The organism is Comamonas sp. A23 (assembly GCF_004522605.1).
Taxonomy (GTDB): Bacteria; Pseudomonadota; Gammaproteobacteria; order Burkholderiales; family Burkholderiaceae_C; genus Comamonas; species Comamonas thiooxydans.
In genome coordinates this window covers 339,571-363,891 of the sequence record NZ_RSDT01000002.1, presented here as the reverse complement: position 1 = coordinate 363,891, position 24,321 = coordinate 339,571, and the positions used below count along the sequence as shown (strand labels likewise).

The window sequence follows — 24,321 nt, the reverse complement described above, 5'->3', positions numbered from 1 at the left end:
GGGGTCCTTCACTTCGTCGGCTGACCGGCCATGCACTTGCTCAGGAATTCACGGGCCTTGCCGCCTTCCTTGTAGAAGGTGCTGATGACCTCCTTGCCTTCCACAGAGACCTTGAAGCGGGCTTCTTCCTCTTCCCCAAGCTCCTTGACCAGTGCTTCGGGGCCGCCCAGCGCGTAGACGATGGCTCCCCATTTGCCATTGGACATGGTGTAGTTGATGGCGCCGACCTCCTGGGGTCGGTCCTGGTTCTGGGTCAGAGTGGTTCTGATCTTGCGCGGACTGGCGGGCTGGGGAATGTCCAAGCCCAGAAAGGTCAGCAGGGCACCGTTGTGCTTGGCCGTAGGGCCGGAAAGCTGAACGGCACCGGACATGCTGCCAAAGATCGCCGCACATTCAAGACCGGAGCGCGGGTTTTTCTCGTCATGCGAAAACATCCAGTAGCCCTTGCGCAGCTTCTGATACTGCGGGTCTTGTGCAATTCTCTGTCCTTCCTTGATCAGCTCCTGCCCCTCGCGCAGCAGCTCCAGCTGGCTGCGCGCCAGACCGCCCAGGGCATCGGCGGGCGACGGTTCGGTGCGCTGGGCGGCGGCGGGCGTGGAACTGAACTGCTCGCAGACGGGTACCGAGGCCAGACCCGGTGAGCCGCCTGTCATGCCGACCTGGCGCTGGCCGGGGCCGGGTCCCGTGGGGCAGATGAAGGTCTGGCCGAAGACGGCTGGCGACACGGCAAGCGAGAAAAGCAATGTGCTCAGCGTCCTGTGATTCATCTGATCCATCCCTGTTCGTTGCAAAGTGCCAAGTATAGGGAGGGTCGCTGCGTCAGCTCTCGCACCGCGACAGGAGTCGCAAAGGCATGAAAAAACCGCCTGCACTTGCGTGAGGCGGTTTTTCAAGAAACAGGCCGAATTACTTCAGCTTGGTTTCCTTGTACTCGACGTGCTTGCGAGCCTTGGGGTCGAACTTGATGATCGACATCTTTTCAGGCATCGTCTTCTTGTTCTTGGTCGTTGTGTAGAAGTGACCGGTACCAGCAGTGGAAGCCAGCTTGATCTTTTCGCGTCCGCCTTTAGCAGCCATGGTGTTTCTCCTTCAGGAAATTAAGCTTGGCCACGAGCGCGCATGTCTGCGAGCACGGAGTCGATACCGTTTTTGTCGATCAGGCGCAGAGCAGCGCTGGAAACGCGCAGGCGCACCCAACGGTTTTCGCTCTCCACCCAGAAGCGGCGGTATTGCAGGTTGGGGAGGAAACGACGCTTGGTCTTGTTGTTGGCGTGGGAAACATTGTTGCCCACCATGGGCTTCTTGCCCGTAACTTCACATACGCGTGCCATTGGGACACTCCGATAGTTGAATCGGCCGCCGGCTCTGGAATCCTGCAGGAGCAGGAGGTGCCGACAACCTCACCTCGCCAGTTTGTAATGGGTGGCGGTAGCCCGATTGCGGAAGTCCCGAAGCACGGTAAAGCGCGAACCTGGAATTCAGCAAAGTCTGCGATTATAGCGTTTTCGCAAAAAAGCCCCTGGTGCCGGCCAAAACTGGCCAAACCCAAGGGCTTTTGCGCCGAATATGCGCTAACAACCGCTCAAACGCCGAAGCGCCTTGGCGTCATCAGGATTCCTGTTCCAGGAAGCGCTGGGCGTCCAGGGCCGCCATGCAGCCGGTGCCGGCGCTGGTGATGGCCTGGCGGTAGACATGATCCTGGCAGTCGCCGGCGGCGAATACGCCGGGTACGCTGGTCTGGGTGGCAAAGCCCTTGAGACCTCCCTGGGTGATGATGTAGCCGTTTTCCAGCTCCAGCTGACCCTGGAAGATGTCGGTGTTGGGGTGGTGGCCGATGGCGATGAAAGCGCCTTGCAGCTTGACCTCTTCGGTGTGGCCGTCCTGCGTGCTCTTGATGCGGATGCCGGTCACGCCACTCTGGTCACCCAGCACTTCATCCAGTGTGAAATGGGTCTTGAGCTCGATCTTGCCTTCCTCGACCTTTTCCATCAGCTTGTCCACGAGGATGGGCTCGGCCTTGAACTTGTCGCGGCGGTGCACGAGGGTGACCTTGCTGGCGATGTTGGAAAGGTAGAGGGCTTCTTCTACGGCTGTGTTGCCGCCGCCGATCACGCAAACGGGCTGCTCGCGATAGAAAAAGCCGTCGCAGGTGGCGCAAGCGGACACGCCGCGACCCATGAAGGCTTCCTCGGAGGGCAGGCCCAGGTACTTGGCCGATGCGCCGGTGGCGATGATCAGCGAGTCGCAGGTATAGACGCCGCTGTCGCCGGTCAGGGTGAAGGGGCGCTTGGAGAGGTCAACCTGGTTGATGTGGTCGAAAACGATTTCGGTCTTGAAGCGCTCGGCATGTTCCTGAAAACGCTGCATCAGCTCGGGGCCCTGCACGCCCATGACGTCGGCAGGCCAGTTGTCCACTTCGGTGGTGGTCATCAACTGGCCACCCTGGGCCATGCCGGTAATCAGCAGGGGCTTGAGGTTGGCACGGGCCGCGTATACGGCAGCGGTATAGCCGGCAGGGCCGGAGCCGAGGATGAGAACTTGTGCGTGTTTGGTAGAGGACATGGAGCGGAACTCTGAAAAAAGCAGGCCGACAGCCGGCGCGCGGTCATGAAAACATTGGGAAGATGTGGGAGTATCGCTCCGGATCAAGGTCTGCGCGTGCAGCTGTTTTTAATCACCGGAATTGTTAAAAATGATAGTGACGAAGCGAATCCGGCTACCGTATGGCAGTTTTGTTGCATGTGCTTGCATTACGCTGAGCGATCGTCTTGGCCGAATGCACCGCTTGGATAAGGGCCTAAGGTAAGCTTGCGCCTGCGTATGACATATACATTGAACGCTTCGAACGCGTCTTCTTCCAGCAAATCAAAATCCCGCGCTGCGACTCCGCGCTATGGAGTGATTCGCTTCAGCCAGGAGGTTTTGCTGTTGATCGGCCTGCTGGCACTGGTGTTCTGGCTCATGGCCATGTTCACCTACTCGCCGCAAGACGCAGCCTGGTCCACCTCAGGCGCCGGGCAAAGGCCGTTTGTGCATAACTGGATGGGCCGTGTGGGCGCCTGGCTGGCCGATGCCTGCTACTTCGGCTTCGGCATGTCCATCTGGTGGCTGGTACTGGCCGCCGTGCAGACCTGGGTGACATCGCTGGTGCGCTGGATGCGTGGCGGGGTGAACAAGGACGGCAGCCCTCTGGCTCTGATGCCGCTGTGGCGCCGTCGCTTTCTGTTCTGGGGCGGTCTGGCCATTCTGATGATTGCCAGCTGCGCGCTGGAATGGACGCGTCTGTACCGTTTCGAGAACTTGCTGCCCGGCCCTGCCGGTGGCGTGTTTGGCTACATGATGGGCTTCAATGCCCTCAAATGGCTGGGTTTTGCGGGTTCGGGCCTGATCGGCATCTGCCTGTTCGTGCTGGGCGCTGCCATGGTATTCGGCTTTTCCTGGGGCAAGCTGGCCGAAGGCCTGGGCGCGCGCCTGGACGGCATGGTGCAGTTTGGCCGCGAGCGTCGCGAAATTGCCAAGGATGTCTCTGTCGGCAAGAGAGCGGCCCGCGAACGCGAGGAAGTGGTGTTTGACCGCACAGAAGGTGCGATTGCTGCACCGGTGCATCAGCCTGTGCAGATCATTGAGCCCGTGCTGCAGGAGGCCAGTCAACCCAGCGCCCGGGTGGTGAAGGAACGCCAGAAGCCGCTGTTCACCGATCATCCGGACAGCAAGCTGCCGCAGGTGGATCTGCTGGACCAGGCCCAGCAGCGCCAGGAACTGGTGTCTGCCGAGACGCTGGAGATGACCAGCCGGTTGATTGAAAAGCGCCTCAAGGACTTTGGCGTGGAGGTGCGGGTGGTTGCGGCCATGCCCGGCCCTGTGATCACTCGCTACGAGATCGAGCCTGCCACGGGCGTCAAGGGCTCGCAGATCGTCAATCTGGCCAAGGACCTGGCACGTTCGCTGTCCCTGGTCTCGATTCGCGTGATAGAGACCATTCCCGGCAAGAACTTCATGGCGCTGGAGCTGCCCAATGCCAAGCGCCAGTCGATCCGTTTGTCCGAAGTGCTGGGCTCCCAGGTCTACCACGACGCCAAGAGCCTGCTGACCATGGGGCTGGGCAAGGACATCGTGGGCAACCCCGTGGTGGCCGACCTGGCCAAGATGCCCCATGTGCTGGTGGCCGGAACGACCGGCTCGGGCAAGTCCGTGGGTATCAACGCCATGATTCTGTCTCTGCTCTACAAGGCAGAGGCGCGCGATGTGCGTTTGCTCATGATCGATCCCAAGATGCTGGAAATGTCGGTCTATGAAGGCATTCCCCATCTGCTGTGCCCTGTGGTCACCGACATGAAGCAGGCGGCCAACGGACTGAACTGGTGCGTGGCCGAGATGGAGCGCCGCTACAAGCTCATGAGCAAGCTCGGGGTGCGCAATCTGGCCGGCTACAACAGCAAGATCGACGAGGCCAAGGCGCGCGAGGAGTCGATTCCCAACCCCTTCAGCCTGACGCCCGAGGAACCCGAGCCGCTGCAGCGCCTGCCGCACATCGTCATCGTGATCGACGAGCTGGCCGATCTGATGATGGTGGTGGGCAAGAAGATCGAAGAGCTCATCGCCCGCCTTGCGCAAAAGGCGCGTGCGGCCGGCATTCATCTGATCCTCGCGACCCAGCGCCCCAGCGTGGACGTGATCACCGGCCTGATCAAGGCCAATATTCCGACGCGTATTGCCTTCCAGGTCTCCAGCAAGATCGACAGCCGCACCGTGCTGGATCAGATGGGGGCCGAGACCCTGCTGGGCATGGGCGACATGCTGTACATGGCCAGCGGTACAGGTCTGCCTATTCGCGTACATGGCGCTTTTGTCTCCGACGACGAGGTGCACCGCGTGGTCAGCTATCTCAAGGAGCAGGGCGAACCCGACTACATCGAAGGCATTCTGGAAGGCGGCTCTGTCGATGGTGAGGGGGGTGATGACGATGGCGAAGGCGGCGGCGAAAAGGACGAGCTCTACGATCAGGCAGTAGAAATCGTGCTGAAAGACCGCAAGGCCAGCATTTCCTACGTTCAGCGCAAACTGCGTATCGGCTACAACCGATCGGCCAATCTGCTCGAGCAGATGGAAAAGGCCGGCCTGGTCAGCTCGCTCACATCCAGTGGGCAGCGCGATGTTCTAGTTCCGGCCCGCAGCGAGTGAGCCACGCACAAGAGAGAGAGTCATGAAACGTCTTTTGACTGCAATTTTGATAGCTGGCAGTGCAAGTGCAGCAATGGCTGATGGTCTGAAAAGCCTTGAGTCCTTCATGAAGAATGCCCAGGCGGGCAAGGCCGACTTCACCCAGTCCGTGACCTCGCCACCCAAGTCCGGGCAGGAGGCGCGTACCAAGGTGTCCAGCGGCAGCTTCGAATTCCAGCGCCCCGGCAAGTTCCGTTTCAACTACACCAAGCCTTTTGAGCAGCTCATAGTAGCCGACGGCAAGACGCTGTGGCTGTACGACGCCGACCTGAATCAGGTGACGGAGCGTGCCCAGGCCCAGGTGCTGGGCAGCACGCCAGCGGCCATCCTGACATCGGCCACCGACCTCAAGGCCTTGAAGGCCGATTTCGAGCTGGGCAACCAGCCTGACGCCGATGGCCTGGAATGGGTGCTGGCCAGCCCCAGGCAGAAAGGCGGTCAGCTCAAGAGCGTGCGCATAGGCTTCACACCCGAAGGCAAGCTGGCTGCGCTGGATATCGAGGACAGCTTTGGCCAGCGCTCGCTGATGCAGTTCAAGGGCCTGCAAACCCAGGCTTCGCTGCCGGCATCGACCTTCCACTTCACGGTGCCCAAGGGGGCCGATGTGCTCAAGCAGTAAAGATCGCGGCGCGCATCAGCAAAAAGGCCTGCGGATTGTGTCCGCAGGCCTTTTATATGCAGGAATCGGGTTTGAGCCCTTGTGAGTGGAACGCAGCCAGCTGCGCTTTGGTGGGGGCTGTTGTGATCAGGCGCGCGTGGCGTTTGCGGCACTTTGCTTGTTGCCGATGGCGAAGTCCAGTAGGCCTGCAATCACCAGCACACCTAGCACAGGGGCGACCCAGCCCATGCCCAGGGCGGCGCCGGGCAGCTTGTCCAGCCAGGCGGGCACCAGTGCATCAAGATTGGCAGCCTTGGCGGCGTCAAACAGGCCGAAGACCAGGGCGCTGCCCATCACGGGGATGTAGACACGCGGTGGCTGATTCCAGCGATGCAGCAGGCTCAGGGCGATCAGGGCGATGGCCACGGGATACAGCCCCACAAGCACGGGCACGGCCACGGCGATCAGCTGGGCCAGGCCCTGGTTGGCTACGGCTGCACTGAAGACCGACAGGCCGATGACCATGGTGCGGTAGGAGATGCCGGTCAGCTCACTGAAGAAGCTGCTGCAGGCCGTGATCAGGCCCACGCCGGTGGTCAGGCAGGCCAGCATGATGACGATGGCGAGCAGCCACAGGCCTGCGGGGCCGAAGGTCTGCTGTACAAAGGCTGTGAGAATCTGCACACCGGTGGTGGCGTTGGCGGCCAGTTGGCTGTTGGTGGCGCCCAGATACATCAGCGAGACATAGACCAGGCCCAGGCAGGTCGCGGCAATGATGCCGGCGTAGATGCAGTAGCGCGTGTGCAGCTTGCTGTCGCTCACGCCGGCAGCCTTGATCGCGTTGACGATGACGATGCCGAAGATCAGCGAGGCCAGGGCGTCCATGGTCTGGTAGCCCTGTAGAAAGCCTTCGGAAAAGGCGGCTGCCTGCGTGGCATAGGCCTCGGTGCTGAGACTGTAGCCATCCACAGGGGCCAGCACGGCGGAGCCGCCGAGAACGGTCAGCGCCAGAATCAGCACGGGGGTGATGATCTTGCCCACGTTGTCCATGAGCTTGCCGGGGAACAGCGACAGCAGCGCCACCGCCACAAAGTAAGCGATGGTGAAGGCCAGCAGCATGGCGGGTGTGTTGCCGACAAAGGGAGCCAGACCCATCTCGAAGGATACGGTGGCCGTGCGCGGCGTCGCAAACAGAGGGCCGATGGTCAGATAGATGGCCACGGCCAGCACCAGGCCGGCAATGCGGCCTATGGGGCTGGTCAAGGTGTCCAGGCCGCCACCCACACGTGCGAGAGCGACTACGCCGAGAAGGGGCAGACCGACACCCGTCAGCAGAAAGCCTGTCGAGGCGCCGAGCAGGTTTTCACCGGCTGCCAGGCCCACCATGGGTGGAAAGATGATGTTGCCGGCCCCGAGGAACAGGGCAAAGGTCATGAAACCGAGGGCAAAAATGTCCCAGGTCTTGAGTTTTTTCATACGCGTAGACTCAGACGTGCAGCGCTGGCACGCCCTGTAGCAGTGTGGAGCCAAGGAAAGTTGCGGATGCTTTCGATTGATTTCTGGCTGATGGCGGTAGCCCTATCAGACACAGGCATTGCGCGGCGCAGATGAGGCGGCCCGCAATGAATCTAAGCGCGCTGCCAGGCCTGGCTGGCCTGGTTTTTGGCAGGCCGGATGGGGGCAGTGCCTCCATGGGGCGAGGGGTGGCCTCGTTAATGGAGAGATTGAATCCGTTGAAACGCTATTTTCTCTTATGAAAAATTCTGATAAGGATGCAGGGGTTAAGGTGGATAAGCATTGACTGCCTTCGGTGTGCAAGCAGCCCCAACCCATTTGGATGCACAACTGGCCGGAGAGTCGGATACTTGAGGGGTCATGGTTACGCACAACAACTCCTCATCTTCAGCCATTCCTCATCAGCCCCTGGCCGAGCGCCTGCGGCCGCACACTCTGGCCGAAGTCATCGGCCAGCAACATGTGTTGGGAGAGGGCATGCCGTTGCGCCTGGCCTTCGAGTCGGGTCGCCCGCACAGCTGCATACTCTGGGGCCCGCCGGGGGTGGGCAAGACCACGATTGCGCGCCTGATGGCCGATGCCTTTGATGCGCAGTTCATCTCCATCAGCGCCGTGCTGGGCGGCGTCAAGGACATCCGCGAGGCCGTGGAGCAGGCGCAGGCCGCCCAGAGCGGACTGCTGCAGCAGCGCACCATCGTGTTTGTGGATGAGGTGCACCGCTTCAACAAAAGCCAGCAGGACGCTTTCTTGCCCCATGTGGAAAGCGGGCTGTTCACCTTCATCGGAGCGACCACGGAAAACCCCTCGTTCGAGGTCAACTCGGCCCTGCTTTCGCGGGCGGCGGTCTATGTGCTGCAAAGCCTGACTCCGGACGACTTGAAGCAGATTGTGGCCAAGGCCCAGGCCATCCAGGCGATTCCGGCGATCGAGGACGAAGCGCTGGAGCGCCTGATTGCCTATGCCGACGGCGATGCACGGCGCTTGCTGAACACGCTGGAGACCTTGTCCATCACGGCCGAGCAGGCCGGGGTGCAGAGCATCACCGATGCCTGGCTGCTCAAGGTGCTGGGCGAGCGCATGCGCCGCTATGACAAGGGCGGCGAGCAGTTCTACGACACCATCAGCGCCCTGCACAAATCCGTGCGCGGCTCGGACCCCGATGCGGCGCTTTACTGGTTTTGCCGCATGCTGGATGGCGGTGCCGACCCGCGCTATCTGGCGCGCCGCATCGTGCGCATGGCATGGGAAGACATAGGACTTGCCGACCCGCGTGCCATGCAGATGTGCAACGATGCCGCTGCGACCTATGAACGCCTGGGTAGCCCCGAGGGCGAACTGGCCCTGGCCCAGGCCGTGATCTACCTGGCTGTGGCGCCCAAGAGCAATGCCGGCTACATGGCCTACAACAAGGCCAAGGCCTTTGTGAAGGGCGACACCACCAGGCCTGTGCCGCTGCATTTGCGCAATGCACCCACCAAGCTGATGAAGCAACTGGACTACGGCCGGGATTACCGCTATGCCCACAGCGAGGAGGGCGGCTTTGCGGCGGGCGAGCGCTATCTGCCTGAAGGAATGGAAGACCCCGGCTTCTACCAGCCCGTGGCGCGGGGGCTGGAAATCAAGATCGGCCAGAAGCTGGCGGAGCTCAAGGCGCTCAACGACGCCGCTCGTGCGGCAGATGACGAGCCGGCAGGCTTGTAAAGAGCGAGTTGCCCAGGTGTTGCAAGACTGGCACTAGTTGAATGCTGCATTTTTTGCGGTGTTTTCAGGGTTTTTCGCTAGATTGAGTAGCAGCACATGACTAAGTGCCTGTATTTATTGGACTTGCATTGCCGATGAAGTTGTTGCGCTGCAGCATTTTGGGGTTGCGCACGGGAAAACCCGGCCCTGAGTCCTGAAAACTGCTCCCTAGAATCGATTCACTCTTTTGCGACAAGCGGCCCACAAAGCGGCGGACTGCAGAAGGGGAACCATGGCATCGCTGGCTCCGTCGTTCGGGATGAGAGGCTCGCAGTGTCTCCGTCTTGGATCGAGGGAAGGGGAGCGCGCTTATGGATATCTTGCTGCAGCAGATCATCAATGGTCTGGTGTTAGGCAGCATGTACGCCTTGATAGCCCTGGGCTACACCATGGTGTACGGCATCATTCAGCTGATCAACTTCGCGCATGGCGAGGTGCTGATGGTGGGGGCTTTGACCAGTTGGAGCTGCATCGGCCTGATGCAGGAGGCCATGCCCTATCTGCCGGGCTGGCTCATGCTTTTGATAGCCGCCATCATCGCCTGCGTGGTGGCTGCATCGCTGAACTTCGTGATCGAGAAGGTGGCCTACCGGCCGCTGCGCAACAGTCCGCGTCTGGCGCCGCTGATCACGGCCATCGGTGTCTCCATCCTGCTGCAGACCCTGGCCATGATCATCTGGAAGCCCAATTACAAGGCTTATCCCACGCTGCTGTCGTCCACCCCCTATGAAATCGGCACGGCGGTGATCACGCCCACGCAGATTCTGGTGCTGGTGGTCACGGCGATTGCACTTGCCACGCTGATGTATCTGGTCAACTACACCAGGCTGGGGCGCGCCATGCGGGCCACGGCAGAGAATCCGCGTGTGGCGGCGCTGATGGGCGTCAAGCCCGACATGGTGATTTCCGCCACCTTCATCATCGGTGCCGTGCTGGCGGCGATTGCCGGCATCATGTACGCCTCCAACTATGGCACGGCCCATCACACCATGGGCTTTCTGCCGGGTCTCAAGGCCTTCACGGCCGCCGTTTTCGGCGGCATCGGCAATCTGGCTGGCGCCGTGGTGGGAGGCCTGTTGCTGGGGCTGATCGAGTCCATCGGGTCCGGCTATATCGGTGACCTGACGGGGGGCGTGCTGGGCAGCCAGTACACCGACATCTTTGCCTTCATCGTGCTCATCATCATCCTGACGCTGCGCCCTTCGGGCCTGCTCGGTGAGCGTGTGGCGGACCGTGCCTGAGGAGTGCCCATGAAGAACAACAAGACACTCCACTGGATTCTGGGCGGCATAGGCCTGCTGGTGCTGCCGCTGATCCTGCAGTATTTCGGCAACGCCTGGGTGCGCATCGCCGATCTGGCTCTGCTCTACGTGATGCTGGCGCTGGGCCTGAATATCGTGGTCGGCTACGCAGGCCTGCTGGATCTGGGCTACGTGGCCTTCTATGCCGTGGGCGCCTATATGTTTGCGCTCATGGCATCGCCGCATCTGGCCGAGACCTTCGAAGGCTTTGTCGCCATGTTTCCCAACGGGCTGCACACCTCGATCTGGTTGGTGATTCCGCTTGGAATGCTGCTGGCCGCCTGTACGGGTGTGCTGCTGGGCCTGCCGGTGCTGCGGCTGCGCGGTGATTACCTGGCCATCGTGACACTGGGCTTCGGCGAGATCATCCGCATCTTCCTGAACAACCTGGACCAGCCCGTCAACATCACCAACGGCCCCAAGGGCATTGGCCAGATCGACTCGGTCAAGATCTTCGGCTTCGACCTGGCCAAGCGTCATGAGATCTTCGGCTACGACATCGCTTCCGTCACGCTGTACTACTACCTGTTTCTGGTGCTGGTGCTGGCCACCATCGTGATCTGCTACCGCTTGCAGGATTCGCGCATAGGCCGCGCCTGGATGGCGATTCGCGAGGATGAAATCGCCGCCAAGGCCATGGGCATCAATGTGCGCAATATGAAGCTGCTGGCCTTCGGCATGGGCGCTTCGTTCGGCGGTGTGGCAGGTTCCATGTTCGGTGCTTTCCAGGGCTTTGTATCGCCCGAGTCCTTCAGCCTCATGGAGTCCGTGATGATTGTGGCCATGGTCGTGCTCGGCGGCCTGGGCCATATTCCCGGCGTGATTCTGGGGGCCGTGCTGCTCTCGGCCCTGCCCGAGGTGCTGCGCTATGTGGCCGGGCCGCTGCAGCAGATGACCGATGGACGCCTCGACGCGTCCATCCTGCGCCAGTTGCTGATTGCCCTGGCCATGATCGTCATCATGCTGATGCGTCCGCGCGGCCTCTGGCCCACGCCCGAGCATGCCAAAAGCCTGGACCGTCAGTCCTGATGACTGCACAGACAAGGAATGTGAACTGATATGGCAGAGAGCACGACTTCAGCGGTCCTTCATGTCTCGGACATCTCCAAGCGCTTTGGCGGTTTGCAGGCACTGTCCGGTGTGAGCATGAAGATTGATAGAGGCCAGGTCTATGGCCTGATCGGCCCCAATGGCGCAGGCAAGACCACGTTTTTCAACGTGATCACCGGCCTCTATACGCCCGACACCGGCAAATTCGAGCTGGCCGGAAAGCCCTATGAGCCGACGGCGGTGCATAAGGTGGCCAGGGCCGGCATTGCACGGACCTTCCAGAACATCCGGCTGTTTGCCGAGATGACGGCACTGGAGAACGTCATGGTCGGGCGCCATGTGCGCACGCATTCCGGTCTGCTCGGGGCGGTGTTTCGCACCAAGGGCTTCAAGGCCGAGGAGGCCGCGATTCGCGCCCGCTCGCGCGAGCTGCTCGACTATGTCGGCATCGGCAAATATGCGGACTTCAAGGCGCGCACCTTGTCCTATGGCGACCAGCGCCGGCTGGAGATTGCCCGTGCACTGGCGACGGACCCGCAGCTGATTGCGCTGGATGAGCCGGCCGCCGGCATGAACGCGACTGAGAAGCTGCAGTTGCGTGAGTTGATCGACCGCATTCGCAACGACCACCGCACCATCCTGCTCATCGAGCATGATGTGAAGCTGGTCATGGGCCTGTGCGATCGCGTGACGGTGCTGGACTATGGCAAGCCGATTGCCGAAGGCACGCCTGCCGAAGTGCAGAAGAATGAAAAAGTGATTGAAGCCTATCTGGGCACGGGAGGCCATTGAAGATGCAGGATCAAGTGCTGGAACAGGCGCAGGCCTCCAAATCCACGGCCCCGGTATTGCTGCAGGTGAAGGGCCTGAAGGTGGGCTATGGCGGTATTCAGGCTGTCAAGGGCGTGGACTTTCAGGTGCATCAGGGTGAACTGGTGTCGCTGATCGGCTCCAACGGTGCAGGCAAAACCACGACCATGAAGGCTGTCACGCGGGGTCTGCCGATTGCCGATGGCGAAATTCTCTATCTGGGCCAAAGCATCAAGGGCAAGGGTGCCTGGGATCTGGTGGCCGAAGGCCTGGTCATGGTGCCCGAGGGGCGCGGCGTGTTCGCACGCATGACGATTACCGAAAACCTGCTCATGGGGGCCTACACGCGCAAGGACAAGGCTGGCATACAGGCGGATATCGAGCGCATGTTCGGCATCTTTCCGCGCCTGAAGGAGCGCAAGGATCAGCTGGCAGGCACCATGTCCGGGGGCGAGCAGCAGATGCTGGCCATGGCCCGCGCACTCATGAGTCAGCCCAAGGTGCTGCTGCTGGACGAGCCCTCCATGGGTTTGTCGCCCATCATGGTGGACAAGATCTTCGAGGTGGTCAGCGATGTCTATGCGCTGGGCGTGACTATGGTGCTGGTGGAGCAGAACGCCAGTCGCGCGCTGGCGCTGGCCGATCGAGGCTATGTCATGGAGTCCGGCATCATCACCATGACGGGGCCGGGCCAGACCTTGCTGAGCGATCCGCGCGTGCGTGCGGCTTACCTGGGAGAGTAAGCCTCGACGAGACTGCTGGCGCTTTCGATCGCAGTGCGCTATCTCGCCGTGATGCTCTGCTGCAGCCAAGGGTGAACCCTAATTCCCCTTAAATTCAAGAAAATGACAAAAAAATGACGTTTTTCATGGTTCTTTGATTGTTTTATTCATTTCTTTTTAGTTCCTTTTAATTCTTTTTTGTCATTGAATAGAATTTGCTTATTACAAAAAGAAGTATTTGGAACGTTTTCGCGTGGCTCAGTGAAATGCTCAAGGAGTCGGCGCGTTGGGTGGGTGGATTGCTGCTCTCCGGTGTTGTCTGGAGGAATCACAGGCTTTATGACAGCGCCTAGCATGGCGAAGAGCTTGTATTTTATTTTTCGTGGTGCCCGAAGGGGTGTCTTGAAGACGCGCTGAAACGCACAATGACTCAAGAGTAAACTCCGCCCCGTTTAAGCCGGGAACCATGCACTTTTTTTGCAGTGAGTCGCCTGGTTTCTTTTCCCCGGTAAGGAGCATTCATGCTGTTTGGCAAGCTATTGCCGCGCGAAGGCAATTTTTTCGAGATGTTCAATCAACATGCGGACCGCATCGTTGAAGCAGCTCATGCTTTCTCGCAACTCGTTGCAAATTACAACGATCCCCATCTGCGCGAAAAATACAACGCTGATGTGGACAACGCCGAGCGCGCAGCCGACCGTGTGACCCATGATGTCACCAAGCTGCTGCACAAGACCTTCATCACGCCCCTGGATCGCGAGCATATCCACTCGCTGATCAACACCATGGACGACGTGGCCGACCTGATTCAGGACTCGGCCGAGACCATGGCCCTGTATGACGTGCGTCACATGACAGACGAAATCACACGTCTGACCGATCTGTGCGTGCGTTGCTGCGAGCGTCTGCGTGATGCTGTCAAGCTGCTGGATCGTCTCTCGGATCCCACGATTGTGGACGCCGCGAGCAAGACCTGCGACGAGATCGACCGCCTGGAAGGCGATGCCGACCGCGTGATGCGCGCGGCCATGAGCAAGCTGTTCCGTGAAGAGCCCGATGTGCGTGAGGTGATCAAGCTCAAGGCCATCTATGAGCTGCTGGAAACCATCACGGACCGCTGCGAAGACGTGGCGAACCTGATCGAGGGCATCGTCCTCGAGAATTCCTGATTCTCGCTGGAGCCCGATCATGGAGCCGGTACAGGCAGCCCTCTGGGTTGTGATTTTGCTGGTGGTGCTCGCCTTGCTGTTCGATTTCATGAACGGCTTTCACGACGCTGCCAATTCGATTGCCACCGTGGTTTCCACGGGGGTTCTCAAGCCTACTCAGGCCGTGGCATTTGCCGCGTTCTTCAACGTTGTCGCGGTTTTCGTCTTCCACCTCAGTGTGGCGGCAACCGTGGGCAAGGGTATTGTTCAGCCGGGCATTGTTGACACCCATGTCGTGTTCGGCGCTCTGGTGGGTGCCATCACCTGGAACGTCATCACCTGGATCTACGGCATTCCCAGCAGCTCCTCGCATGCCCTGATTGGCGGTATCGTGGGTGCGGTGATTGCCAAGGCCGGTGCAGGTGCGCTGATCGCCAGCGGCATCTGGAAGACTGTGGCCTTCATCTTCGTCTCTCCCGTGCTGGGCTTTCTGCTGGGCTCGCTGATGATGGTTCTGGTGGCCTGGATTTTCCGCCGTGCCAGCCCCAATCGCGTGGACAAGTGGTTCCGCCGTCTGCAATTGGTTTCTGCCGGTGCCTACAGCCTGGGTCACGGCGGCAACGATGCGCAAAAGACCATCGGTATCATCTGGTTGCTGCTGATTGCCACGGGCTATGCCAATGCCGGTGATGCCGAGCCTCCCATGTGGACCATCGTCAGTTGCTACCTGGCCATCGGCCTGGGCACCATGTTTGGCGGCTGGCGCATCGTCAAGACCATGGGCCAGAAGATCACCAAGCTCAAACCCGTCGGTGGCTTCTGCGCCGAATCCGGTGGTGCTCTGACTTTGTTCTTTGCCACCTTCCTGGGCGTTCCGGTCTCGACCACACACACCATTACCGGTGCCATCGTGGGCGTGGGTTCCACGCAGCGCGCGAGTGCCGTGCGCTGGGGCGTGGCAGGCAATATCGTCTGGGCATGGATTCTGACGATTCCGGCTAGCGCCTTTGTGGCATCCATTGCCTACTGGGTCAGCCTGCAACTGTATTGAGTTTGTGAACTCCTTGATTGATAGCTGTAACTGCTTGTCGATCAAGGGCTGAATGGAAAAAAGGCTTCGCGTTGCGAAGCCTTTTTTCATGGCTGAAGCATGGAGGTCAAGCAGCCGTTTCCTGCAGACCGAGCATTGCCTGCCGCTGCATCAGGGATTTGAGTTGGCTGACCGGTGCAGGGGGGCTGAGCAGATAGCCCATGAAATGCTCGCAGCCATGCTGCGCCAGCAGGGCACGCTGCTCCAGGGTTTCCACCCCTGCGCCGACGATCGTCATCTGATGGCGGGCAGCCAGCGCGATGGCCGCCTGTACGGCGGCCTCGGCGGCATTGTTGGGGCCCAGGCGTTGCACCAGGGAATGCGAGAGCTTGAGCTGGTTTAGGGGGAGCTGCTGCAGCGCTTCTTGCATATTGGAGCTGCCACCAAAATCGTCGAGTGACAGCCGCACACCCATGGCGCCGATGCGCTTGAGGCTGCTCGCGCTATCCGCATCCAGAGGACTCAGGGTCTGCGCGGAAAGCTCCAGCAGCAGCAATGCAGGATCGGCCCCTGTCTGGCTGAGAATGCTCTGCACTTGCTCGGCCAGGTCCGCTTGCCGAAGCTGCTTGGCGCTGATGTTGACGCAGATGGGCAGCCTGTCCAGTTGCAGCTCGGCTTTCCATCTGGCCAATTGTTCACAGGCGGCCTGAATGCTCCAGCGGCCAAGCGCAACGATGATGTCGGTCTCCTCTGCCACGGACAGGAAGATGCTCGGGGGTACCAGACCTCGCCTGGGATGACGCCAGCGCAGCAGGGCCTCCAAGCCGTTGACTTCGCCGCTGGCGGAATACTGGGCCTGGTAATGCAGCTCGAACTGGCCGAGGCGCAGGGCTTCCCGCAGATCCTGCTCCAGGCGGCTGCGGTCGTTGGCCGGAACCTGCTGCTCGGGGCTGAAGAAGTGCAGGCCGCGAGCCTCTTCATCGCGCAGACGGTACATGGCGACCTCTGCCTGCTGCAGCAACTCGGTGGCGGAGCGGGAGTGCGGGCCGAACAGGGTGGCGCCGATATTGGCCTCCAGCATCGCGCTTTTGTGGCCGAGCTGGTAGCTGCCGTTCAGGCTTTCCTGCAGACGCTCTCCAAGACGTTCCACCAGCACCGTGGTCATTTCGATATCCGGGGACAGATCCGAGACCATGATGACGAAGTGCGCGGCATCCAGTCTGGCTACGGTATCGCAGGAGCGTACGCAGCCGAGCAGGCGCTGTGCGATGTGCGGAGCCAGGCAGGACTGGCTGTCTCCCGTGCTGGCGGCCGGGCCCTCCACCTGCTCCATGTCTATGGTCAGCAAGGCGCCGCGCCAGCCCGTGCGCTCGGACTGGATCATGGCTTGGGACAGCCTGTCCAGCAGCAGGCGCCGGTTAGGCAGATTGGTCAGCACGTCGAAGAAGGAAAGGCTTTCTGCCTCGTTGCCATGAGGCAGCAGCTCCTTGCAGGCGAGCACGGTGTAATTGGCCGATAGGGCGTGAGCCGACAGATTGAGCTTGCGCCCATTGGGCAGCTGAAACTGGGCATTGGCTTGCTGGCGCGCAATCAGGGTTTGATGACTTTCGGCGATATGGTTCAGGGCCGGTGCAGCGTTGGCCGGGGCTGCTGTTGCGGCGGCTTGCAGAGCGGCTTGCAGAGGCATGCCTACTTTGAGGGCGGAAGCCAGCCAGGGGAATATCTGCAGATAACCATCATTCCAGCGTTGTGCCCGGTTCTGAGCATCCAGCAACACATAGCCGCTGCTGGTTTGCTCAAGAATGCGGAAAAGCTGTTCTCCGTACACACCCACCAGGCTGGTGGCAGCTGGAAAGGCGTTTTGCCCGTGCACTTCGGATCTGGCAGACTTTTCGTTGGTTGCAGACATAAGACCTCTTCGGACTGGTGCAGCAAAGCCGTCGTAGTGCGAAAACTGCTTGGATGCAGTCTTTGCAAGATGTTCGTCAGTTGGGCATTGTGAGTTCTGTGGAATCGGCAGGCGGCGCTTTGCGTCCAGTAGGTGAAAAATTAGACTTTTGCTTACAAAAGCGGCGAGGCCGAAGCCGCTTTGGAGTGGGTGAGAGCCCCTGGTTCAGAGCGCTGCAGCTACTGTGAAATCTTGCGTGCCTCTTCGACCTGATATTCAAAGTAGTGCTGGAAGCTGTAGGCGATGCTGGCCATCAGCACGGTGGCCCCCAGCATCAGGGACAGGCTTACGGCAAAAATCGTGGTCCATTGGGTGCGCCCTGCAGGCGCGTCGGCATTCATCCATGGGTTGAAGAGCCGGTTCCAGTTTCCTTGCTCCATCAAACCGTAAAGGATGGCGCGCAGGGCGCAGCCTGCTATCGTGAAGCCGAGCAAAGGGATCAGCAGCCAGCTCAGCCTATCGTCCTGCCCCAACTGCTGCACGCGCTCGATGCCGTAGATGCCAAGTGCAGTGGGAATGGGCAGCAGCCAGCCCAGCCAGTCTCCAAGGCCGTGCAGGTAGAAGCGATGCAGTCCCAGAGGCCCGCCGAGCAAGGCCAGCCAGGAGGCAATCGTCTTGTTTTTTGGGCGAGGGGTAGGGGTCGAGGCGGGAACAAGTTGGTTCATGGTCTGGTGCGCGGGCAGAAAACGAAAGAACCCGTCCATTATTCCCTTCGCATCAATTACGGGGCTCAGGGCAATTGCGCTTCATTTGCAGGAAGTCCTCTGTGCCGACTATGCCCATTTGCCGCTGCTATAGGCAGCTTCGGCAGAACTCGATATAATTTCCGGTTTTACGGCGTGTCGCTGGCCGGGTGGTCATGTCGCGTGTCTCAAACGCTGTAAGAAAACCTGCGCAGCTGGTCAAATTTTTGATGGCACTGGCTGTAACCACCCGAAGGAAACATCATGGTTGTTATTCGTCTCTCCCGCGGCGGCTCTAAGGCTCGTCCTTTCTACAACATCGTTGCAGCTGACAAGCGCGTGCGTCGCGACGGTGCTTTCATCGAACGTCTGGGTTTCTACAACCCTAGCGCTCGTGGCGCCGAAGAAGGCCTGCGTCTGGCTCTGGACCGCGTGAACTACTGGAAGAGCGTTGGTGCTCAAACTTCCGATACGGCTGAACGCCTGATCAAGGAAGCTGCAAAGAAGGTTGCTGCCTAATTTAGGCGGTCGCTCTCTAGGCACCTTTACCAAAGCGGGTTCCGTTGGCTTGCCTGACGGGACCCGTTTTTTATTGAAATTCTGCATTTTCTGCTGATCCCATGAGCCACATGCCTGTTCTTCAAGCCACGAGCTTGCCTGCTGATGCCATTGAAGTCGGTCGCATTGCCGATGCCTGGGGAATCAAGGGCTGGTTCAAGGTGCATGCCTTCAGCAGCGCCCCAGAGGCCCTGTTTGCCGCCAAGGACTGGTTTTTGCAGCCTGCCGAGAAAGGTGCCAAGCATTTCACGGGTACCGTGGTGCTGCCCGTCAAGCAGGCCCGCTTCCATGCCGACACCATCGTGGCAACCTCGCTTGAAGTCGCCGACCGCAACGCCGCCGAGGCTCTGCGCGGTGCCCGCGTCTTTGTGGCGCGAGAGCATTTCCCCAAGACCGAGGATGGTGAGTTCTACTGGGTGGATCTGATGGGGCTGAACGTGGTCAACCGCGAAGGTGTGACCCTGGGGGTGGTCAAGGACTTGATGGCCACCGGCCCGCAGACTGTTCTGGTGCTGGGCTATGAACAGGACGGCAAGGAGCAGGAGCGTCTGATACCCTTTGTCGATGCCTATGTGGATTCGGTGGATCTGGCCGGCAAGAAGATCGTAGCCGACTGGCAGCCCGATTATTGAACTGGAATGCTTTTTTTTGCTATTTAGTTTGTAGCTGAAATTGCTTTTATATCAATGCGTTTCGACATTATTACGCTGTTTCCTGAGCTGTTCGCTCCATTTCTTGAGAGCGGGGTGACGCGCCGTGCCTACAGCTCGGGCCAGGTGGCAGTGCATCTGTGGAATCCGCGTGACTGGGCCGAAGGCAATTACCGCCGTGTGGATGATCGTCCATTTGGCGGAGGCCCCGGCATGGTGATGATGGCCGAGCCGCTGCAGCGCTGCCTCGAAGCGATTCGCTCGGCACGCGCCGAAGTCGATGCACAGGAACAGGCAGAGCCTGCTCCTGTGGTGTTGTTCTCACCCATAGGTACGACCCTCAAGCATGCCGTGGTGGCCGATTGGGCCGAAAGCCGGGGTGCGGTGCTGCTCTGTGGCCGCTATGAGGGCATTGACCAGCGTTTCATTGATAGAAATGTCACTCATCAACTGAGTCTGGGTGACTTTGTACTTTCGGGTGGTGAGCTGGCAGCCATGGTGTTGCTGGACTCTTTGGCGCGTCTGCAGCCCGGTGTGCTTAACGATGAAGGCAGCTTTCAGCAGGACAGCTTCAATCCTGCGCTTGACGGTTTGCTGGACTGCCCCCACTACACTCGCCCAGAAGTCTGGAATGGCCAGGAGGTGCCAGCCGCGCTGCTCTCCGGCCATCACTCCAATATCGAGCGCTGGCGTCGCGATCAGCGCTTGAGCATCACGGCCGAGCACAGGCCCGAGTTGATAGAGCAGGCCCGCGAACAGGGGCTGCTCAATGCCAAAGATGAGGGTTTTTTGGCAAAAACAGCGTCCAAGCTATAATTGCAGGTTCTTTGATCCTCTATCCGGCCGCTGCAAGGAAATGGCGGAGCCGCTTCGGCAGCTCGCTTAATGCAGCAATAGCACCAATCCCGGCGCTTGCCAATTCTGGCGCGGACAAGATCAAGGTGGACTAAATCATGAATCTGATCCAGACCCTCGAGCAAGAAGAAATCGCTCGCCTGAACAAGACCATCCCCGAATTCGCCCCCGGTGACACCGTCATCGTGAGCGTGAACGTGGTGGAAGGTAACCGTAAGCGCGTGCAGGCTTACGAAGGCGTGGTGATTGCCAAGCGTAATCGCGGCCTGAACAGCGGCTTCACAGTGCGCAAGATCTCCAGCGGTGAAGGCGTGGAACGTACGTTCCAGACCTACTCTCCTCTGATCGCCAAGATCGAAGTCAAGCGTCGCGGTGATGTGCGCCGTGCCAAGCTGTACTACCTGCGTGAGCGTAGCGGCAAGTCTGCTCGTATCAAGGAAAAGCTGCCCCAGCGTGTTAACAAGACTGCTGCTGCAGCCGAGTAATACACGCATCGGAAGTGATTCCGTAAAAGCCGCTACAGTTCGCTGTGGCGGCTTTTTTTATGTCTGCCTTGGTTCGTGATTCTTGCTTTGGGGTTTGGCCGAACACATACATGCCTGCATCTGATAATTCTTCGCTCCCCGTGGTGGGCATTGTTGATCCGCGCAAGGCTCGCCTTCTGGGCATTGATAGCCAGTTGCCGGCTGTGCCGCTGGCTGCTCAGACGCCTCAGGCCTTGCGCACGCGCTTTGCCCAGCCACCGCAGTGGCTGCCCGAGGCCATGCAGGAAAAGCGCATCACGGCCAAGCAGCCTTCCGATGCGGCCGTGCTCGTGCCCATCGTCATGCGCGAGCAGCCCACCGTGTTGCTGACCGTGCGTTCGGCCAGACTGTCCACGCACTCGGGTCAGGTAGCTTTTCCGGGCGGTAAACGTGACCCGCAGGATGTTTCGGCCGAGGCTACGGCATTGCGCGAGGCGCATGAGGAAGTGGGACTGGCTCCCAAGAATGTCGAGGTCCTGGGTCGTTTGCCCATTTACGTGACAGGTACGGCGTTTCACATCACCCCTGTGGTGGCGCTGGTTCACCCGCAGGCCAGTTACTTCCCCAATCCGGGAGAGGTGGCCGATCTGTTTGAGGTTCCCCTGTCCTATCTGCTCAATCCCGCGCATCATGAACGTCATGCCATGTTGTGGCAGGGGGTGGATCGCGAATGGTTTGCCATGCCTTATCAGGATGGTGAGCAGCAACGCTATATCTGGGGCGCGACAGCGGGCATGTTGCGCAATCTTTACCGTTTTTTGGCGGCTTGAGACAGCAGTTGTAACAAGCCGGTAAACAGCGCAGCTATGATGAAGCAATGAGCTTTTTTGCCATCCTGATCGCACTGCTGCTGGAACAGGCGCGCCCGCTGGCCCGATCCAATCTGGTACAGGCCGGTTATCGTGCCTGGACCGTGACCGTGCGCAGCAACTTTGATGCGGGCAAGCCCCACCATGGCTGGCTTGCCTGGGCGATGGCCGTGCTGCTGCCCAGCGTTATCGTGCTGGGCATATTCTGGGCGCTGATGGAGTTCATAGGCTGGCCTGCAGCCATGCTGTGGAATGTCGCGGTGCTCTATGTCACGCTGGGTTTTCGCCAGTTCAGCCATCACTTCACGCGGATTCGCGATGCGCTCGATGCCGGTGATGAATTTGCCGCCCGTCAGGCCCTGGCCGATTGGCAGCAGGTCGATGCCAGCGAGGTGCCACGCAGCGAAGTAGTGCGCCATGTCATCGAGTACTCGGTGCTGGCAGCGCACCGTCATGTGTTTGGCGTGCTGTTCTGGTTTTCGATTCTCTCGGCTCTGGGGCTGGGACCGCTGGGTGCCATTCTCTACCGCATGGCTGAATATCTGTCGCGTGCCTGGTCGCGCAAGGGGGCGGAAGGTCTTCGGGCACCGACCAGCGAGCGTTTGCAGTCCGCCGCAGCCAAGGCCTGGTATGTGATCGATTGGCTGCCGGCGCGGCTGACGGCGCTGTCCTTTGCCATGGTGGGCAGCTTTGAGGAGGCCATAGACAACTGGCGCGTCTATGCCCAGCGCTTTCCCAATGACAACGATGGCGTGATTCTGGCTGCCACTGCGGGTGCCATCAATGTCCGCCTGGGGGGCGAGGCCTTGCGCCGCCGCGATGCGGCTGACGGCGAAGAGGGCGACGATGCACAGTGGACGGGCAGCGATGTCACTCCGGGGCGGGAGCCGGAAATGGCTCATTTGCGCAGTGTGGTGGGGCTGGTCTGGCGTTCGGTCGTGGTCTGGCTGCTGCTGCTGGCCTTGCTGACCTTTGCCCGTCTGCTCGGTTGAGCACCCGGACATCGCCTTCTGCGTGGCAGCAGCTTGGTGCATGAGCGCTCAAGCCGCAGCGGGTCATCGAAGTCCTGTGTTGCGCATTGCCATATACCAAGGTGGCTCAGGTGCGACGGGCATGCCGGGCACTGTTCAAGGTGCCATCAGCGAGCAGGGCGCTCGTGGTGCTTGGCGCGATAGAAGCTGAGTATGCGTCGCACATATTCACGCGTCTCCGCATAAGGAGGCACACCGCCATACTGTTGCACGGTTCTCTCGCCCGCGTTGTAGGCTGCCGATACCAGTGCCACATCGCCCTCGAAGCGCTCCAGCAGCCAGCGCAGGTAGGCCAGGCCGCCACGCACGTTCTGCTCGGGATTCCAGGCATCGCGCACGCCAAAACGCTCGGCTGTCTCGGGAATGAGCTGCATGAGGCCCTGAGCATTGCGCGGCGACAGCGCCTGCGCCTCGAAATTCGACTCCGAGCGCACGATGGCCAGTGCCAGCCGCGGATCAATCGAGAAACGCGGTGCGAGGCGCTGCACCAGCTCGGCCATGCGCCGCTTCTCCCTGGGCAGGCTGCTCACATAGCTGGCCACCACCTCGTGAGGGACGGCCTCCTGGCTGGCCTCCAGAAACTCCTGTGCGGGCGCATCGCCCTGGGTCAGGCAGTCGGGCAGCCGGTCGCCAGGGAGCTTGCCGGCCAGCAGCAAGCGGGCTTTCTCATGGCCGCGCTGGGCGGCCAGGGCCAGCAGCGTCGTGCCCGTGGCAGGGTCGGGAGTCAAGCCTCGCCCCAGCAACAGCAGCCGGCCCAGCCGGTATTGGGCTTCGAGGCTGCCATAGCGTGCTGCCGCGCAATAGCGCTGCGCTGCGCGCCATGGCTGCCGGCTCAGCTCGGCCTTGTAGCCTTCTTCGATCCAGCGAGACAGCGTGGGTGGCTCGTCCTCCCAGCTGGGGGCGGAGTCCGTGCCCTGGGCCCAGGCCAGGCTCATGCCTGCATATAGCGCGACGGCGAGGGCGGCTTGCAAACAGGGCTGTAAAACTCTGGGCTTCATGACGTGAACACCGGGTTGTGGTCGGCAGCCAATCCCGGAGGCCGAGCACTCGTGCCGGCGCTCATCGGGCTTGGAATGGCTGCGTGGCAAACGCTGAAATTGCTCTCATATGGCGCGGCCCTGCGGCTTGGCTGGCCTCGCGCTCAGTAGCGGGGTTCCTGACTCAGTTCATCGAACAGCTCGCCATAGATCCGGTAGCGGTTGGCACTGATGGAGTGGGGGCTGTCCTGCGCTTCGACCTGGGCCATGACGGCGCAGCCAGGCTCATGCAGATGGGTGCAGTTGTAGAACTTGCACTGGTCCGCCAGTGCGCCGATGTCGGGCATGCAGGCTGCCAGTTGCGTGGCGGCAATGTGATAGAGACCGAACTCCTGAAATCCTGGCGAGTCGATGATGGCGGTGGTGCGTGCCTCGTCCACCCAGTACAAGGTGGTGCTGGTGGTGGTGTGCTTGCCGGTGTTCAGCGCCTGCGAAATTTCGTTGGTCGCCACCTTGGCATCGGGCAGCAGCAAGTTGATCAAGGTGCTCTTGCCTACGCCCGAAGGACCGAGAACCAGTGTGGTCTTGCCCTCCAGCAGACCGATGATGGCGTCGCGATCCTCATCGTCTGCATCTTCCAGCGACAGCGGCAGCACCATGTAATGCGGTGCAGCGTTCGCGGCATCACGCATGGTCCGGTAAGGCTCCAGCCGCTGCCAGGCGCGCAGGAAGGGCTCTTCCAGGTCCATCTTGTTGAGCGCAATGATGGGCTTGATGTGTGCGGCCTCGGCGGCGATCAGCGCGCGGGCGAGCTGCACTTCGCTGAATACCGGCTCGGCAGCTATCAGAATCAGGAGTTGGTCCAGGTTGGCTGCAAAAGTCTTGGTGCGGATGTCATCCTGGCGGTAGAAGACGTTGCGGCGCTCCACAATTTTTTCGATCGTGCCCTCATCGCCCTGGCCGGGTGGGGGAGCCAGCCATTGCACATGGTCGCCCACCACGGCCTGGCTTTTCTTGCCGCGCGGGTGGCAGATGCGGCGTTCGCCGTCCGGGGTCTCGACCACGCAATGACGGCCATAGCTGGCGACCACCAGGCCTGTCTGGGTGTCGCCTGTTGCTTGGGCGCCTGGGCGCCGTCCTTGTTTTGCCATA

General features: G+C 60.5%; 24 protein-coding genes. 15 read left to right on the top strand and 9 right to left on the bottom strand.

Annotation, left to right across the window (positions count from 1 at the left end):
• Nucleotides 1-8 precede the first annotated feature (8 nt).
• From EIC84_RS06100 to trxB, 4 genes are all read right to left on the bottom strand, one after another.
• Nucleotides 9-767: a hypothetical protein gene (locus EIC84_RS06100; protein WP_034362757.1), complete on the bottom strand. Its 759-nt coding sequence runs from the start codon at nucleotides 765-767 to the stop codon at nucleotides 9-11.
• Between the two features lie 139 nt (nucleotides 768-906).
• Complete coding sequence (gene rpmG, locus EIC84_RS06095; protein ID WP_003058233.1) at nucleotides 907-1,077, bottom strand: 50S ribosomal protein L33; 171 nt, start codon at nucleotides 1,075-1,077, stop codon at nucleotides 907-909.
• Between the two features lie 20 nt (nucleotides 1,078-1,097).
• The gene (gene rpmB, locus EIC84_RS06090; protein ID WP_003058229.1) at nucleotides 1,098-1,331 is read right to left on the bottom strand and encodes a 50S ribosomal protein L28; all 234 of its coding nucleotides are present in this window, start codon (nucleotides 1,329-1,331) and stop codon (nucleotides 1,098-1,100) included.
• Between the two features lie 277 nt (nucleotides 1,332-1,608).
• Nucleotides 1,609-2,562 carry a thioredoxin-disulfide reductase gene (gene trxB, locus EIC84_RS06085; protein WP_003067867.1) on the bottom strand — a complete coding sequence of 318 codons (954 nt, stop codon included), beginning with the start codon at nucleotides 2,560-2,562 and terminating at the stop codon, nucleotides 1,609-1,611.
• Nucleotides 2,563-2,820: 258 nt separating this feature from the next.
• Here trxB and EIC84_RS06080 point away from each other — a divergent pair, with 258 nt between their 5' ends.
• Nucleotides 2,821-5,181 (top strand): DNA translocase FtsK, encoded by a 2,361-nt coding sequence (locus EIC84_RS06080; RefSeq protein ID WP_034362740.1) that lies wholly within the window; start codon nucleotides 2,821-2,823, stop codon nucleotides 5,179-5,181.
• Nucleotides 5,182-5,203: 22 nt separating this feature from the next.
• Entirely contained in the window at nucleotides 5,204-5,839 is a 636-nt protein-coding gene (lolA, locus tag EIC84_RS06075) for an outer membrane lipoprotein chaperone LolA (protein ID WP_012837199.1), read from the top strand.
• 126 nt (nucleotides 5,840-5,965) lie between these two features.
• On the opposite strand, the gene brnQ is transcribed toward lolA, so the two are convergent.
• On the bottom strand, nucleotides 5,966-7,294 hold the full coding sequence (gene brnQ / locus EIC84_RS06070; RefSeq protein ID WP_003067861.1) for a branched-chain amino acid transport system II carrier protein: 1,329 nt from the start codon (nucleotides 7,292-7,294) through the stop codon (nucleotides 5,966-5,968).
• 399 nt (nucleotides 7,295-7,693) lie between these two features.
• Here brnQ and EIC84_RS06065 point away from each other — a divergent pair, with 399 nt between their 5' ends.
• The 7 genes from EIC84_RS06065 (at nucleotide 7,694) to EIC84_RS06035 (ending at nucleotide 15,155) form a co-directional block, all read left to right on the top strand.
• Nucleotides 7,694-9,034: a replication-associated recombination protein A gene (locus EIC84_RS06065; protein ID WP_003067860.1), complete on the top strand. Its 1,341-nt coding sequence runs from the start codon at nucleotides 7,694-7,696 to the stop codon at nucleotides 9,032-9,034.
• Between the two features lie 350 nt (nucleotides 9,035-9,384).
• Entirely contained in the window at nucleotides 9,385-10,314 is a 930-nt protein-coding gene (locus EIC84_RS06060) for a branched-chain amino acid ABC transporter permease (RefSeq protein ID WP_003067858.1), read from the top strand.
• 9 nt (nucleotides 10,315-10,323) lie between these two features.
• A complete protein-coding gene (locus tag EIC84_RS06055; RefSeq protein ID WP_003067856.1) occupies nucleotides 10,324-11,403 on the top strand; it encodes an ABC transporter ATP-binding protein in 1,080 nt (359 codons plus the stop codon).
• Between the two features lie 30 nt (nucleotides 11,404-11,433).
• On the top strand, nucleotides 11,434-12,216 hold the full coding sequence (locus EIC84_RS06050; protein ID WP_003067855.1) for an ABC transporter ATP-binding protein: 783 nt from the start codon (nucleotides 11,434-11,436) through the stop codon (nucleotides 12,214-12,216).
• Nucleotides 12,217-12,218: 2 nt separating this feature from the next.
• A complete protein-coding gene (locus tag EIC84_RS06045; RefSeq protein ID WP_034362735.1) occupies nucleotides 12,219-12,977 on the top strand; it encodes an ABC transporter ATP-binding protein in 759 nt (252 codons plus the stop codon).
• A 500-nt stretch (nucleotides 12,978-13,477) separates the two neighbouring features.
• Nucleotides 13,478-14,125, top strand: coding sequence for a DUF47 domain-containing protein (locus tag EIC84_RS06040; RefSeq protein WP_003067851.1), 648 nt, complete (start codon nucleotides 13,478-13,480; stop codon nucleotides 14,123-14,125).
• Nucleotides 14,126-14,144: 19 nt separating this feature from the next.
• The gene (locus EIC84_RS06035) at nucleotides 14,145-15,155 is read left to right on the top strand and encodes an inorganic phosphate transporter (protein ID WP_003067849.1); all 1,011 of its coding nucleotides are present in this window, start codon (nucleotides 14,145-14,147) and stop codon (nucleotides 15,153-15,155) included.
• 106 nt (nucleotides 15,156-15,261) lie between these two features.
• Here the strand turns inward: EIC84_RS06035 and EIC84_RS06030 are convergent, their stop codons facing one another.
• Both EIC84_RS06030 and EIC84_RS06025 read right to left on the bottom strand, forming a co-directional pair.
• Nucleotides 15,262-17,043: a bifunctional diguanylate cyclase/phosphodiesterase gene (locus EIC84_RS06030; protein WP_003067846.1), complete on the bottom strand. Its 1,782-nt coding sequence runs from the start codon at nucleotides 17,041-17,043 to the stop codon at nucleotides 15,262-15,264.
• Between the two features lie 218 nt (nucleotides 17,044-17,261).
• Complete coding sequence (locus EIC84_RS06025; protein ID WP_046460340.1) at nucleotides 17,262-17,747, bottom strand: NINE protein; 486 nt, start codon at nucleotides 17,745-17,747, stop codon at nucleotides 17,262-17,264.
• Between the two features lie 282 nt (nucleotides 17,748-18,029).
• Here EIC84_RS06025 and rpsP point away from each other — a divergent pair, with 282 nt between their 5' ends.
• The 6 genes from rpsP to EIC84_RS05995 all read left to right on the top strand — a co-directional run bounded on the left by rpsP (nucleotide 18,030) and on the right by EIC84_RS05995 (nucleotide 22,153).
• Complete coding sequence (gene rpsP, locus EIC84_RS06020) at nucleotides 18,030-18,284, top strand: 30S ribosomal protein S16 (RefSeq protein WP_003058210.1); 255 nt, start codon at nucleotides 18,030-18,032, stop codon at nucleotides 18,282-18,284.
• A gap of 101 nt (nucleotides 18,285-18,385) precedes the next feature.
• Nucleotides 18,386-18,955: a ribosome maturation factor RimM gene (rimM, locus tag EIC84_RS06015; protein ID WP_003067842.1), complete on the top strand. Its 570-nt coding sequence runs from the start codon at nucleotides 18,386-18,388 to the stop codon at nucleotides 18,953-18,955.
• Nucleotides 18,956-19,009: 54 nt separating this feature from the next.
• On the top strand, nucleotides 19,010-19,789 hold the full coding sequence (gene trmD / locus EIC84_RS06010) for a tRNA (guanosine(37)-N1)-methyltransferase TrmD (protein WP_003067840.1): 780 nt from the start codon (nucleotides 19,010-19,012) through the stop codon (nucleotides 19,787-19,789).
• A 137-nt stretch (nucleotides 19,790-19,926) separates the two neighbouring features.
• Complete coding sequence (rplS, locus tag EIC84_RS06005; protein WP_003067838.1) at nucleotides 19,927-20,313, top strand: 50S ribosomal protein L19; 387 nt, start codon at nucleotides 19,927-19,929, stop codon at nucleotides 20,311-20,313.
• A gap of 110 nt (nucleotides 20,314-20,423) precedes the next feature.
• Complete coding sequence (locus EIC84_RS06000) at nucleotides 20,424-21,122, top strand: CoA pyrophosphatase (RefSeq protein WP_003067836.1); 699 nt, start codon at nucleotides 20,424-20,426, stop codon at nucleotides 21,120-21,122.
• A gap of 47 nt (nucleotides 21,123-21,169) precedes the next feature.
• Nucleotides 21,170-22,153 carry a CobD/CbiB family protein gene (locus tag EIC84_RS05995; protein WP_003067835.1) on the top strand — a complete coding sequence of 328 codons (984 nt, stop codon included), beginning with the start codon at nucleotides 21,170-21,172 and terminating at the stop codon, nucleotides 22,151-22,153.
• A 146-nt stretch (nucleotides 22,154-22,299) separates the two neighbouring features.
• Here the strand turns inward: EIC84_RS05995 and EIC84_RS05990 are convergent, their stop codons facing one another.
• Nucleotides 22,300-23,163 carry a lytic transglycosylase domain-containing protein gene (locus tag EIC84_RS05990; RefSeq protein WP_237704490.1) on the bottom strand — a complete coding sequence of 288 codons (864 nt, stop codon included), beginning with the start codon at nucleotides 23,161-23,163 and terminating at the stop codon, nucleotides 22,300-22,302.
• 170 nt (nucleotides 23,164-23,333) lie between these two features.
• Nucleotides 23,334-24,320 carry a ribosome small subunit-dependent GTPase A gene (rsgA, locus tag EIC84_RS05985; protein ID WP_003067831.1) on the bottom strand — a complete coding sequence of 329 codons (987 nt, stop codon included), beginning with the start codon at nucleotides 24,318-24,320 and terminating at the stop codon, nucleotides 23,334-23,336.
• Nucleotide 24,321 lies beyond the last annotated feature (1 nt).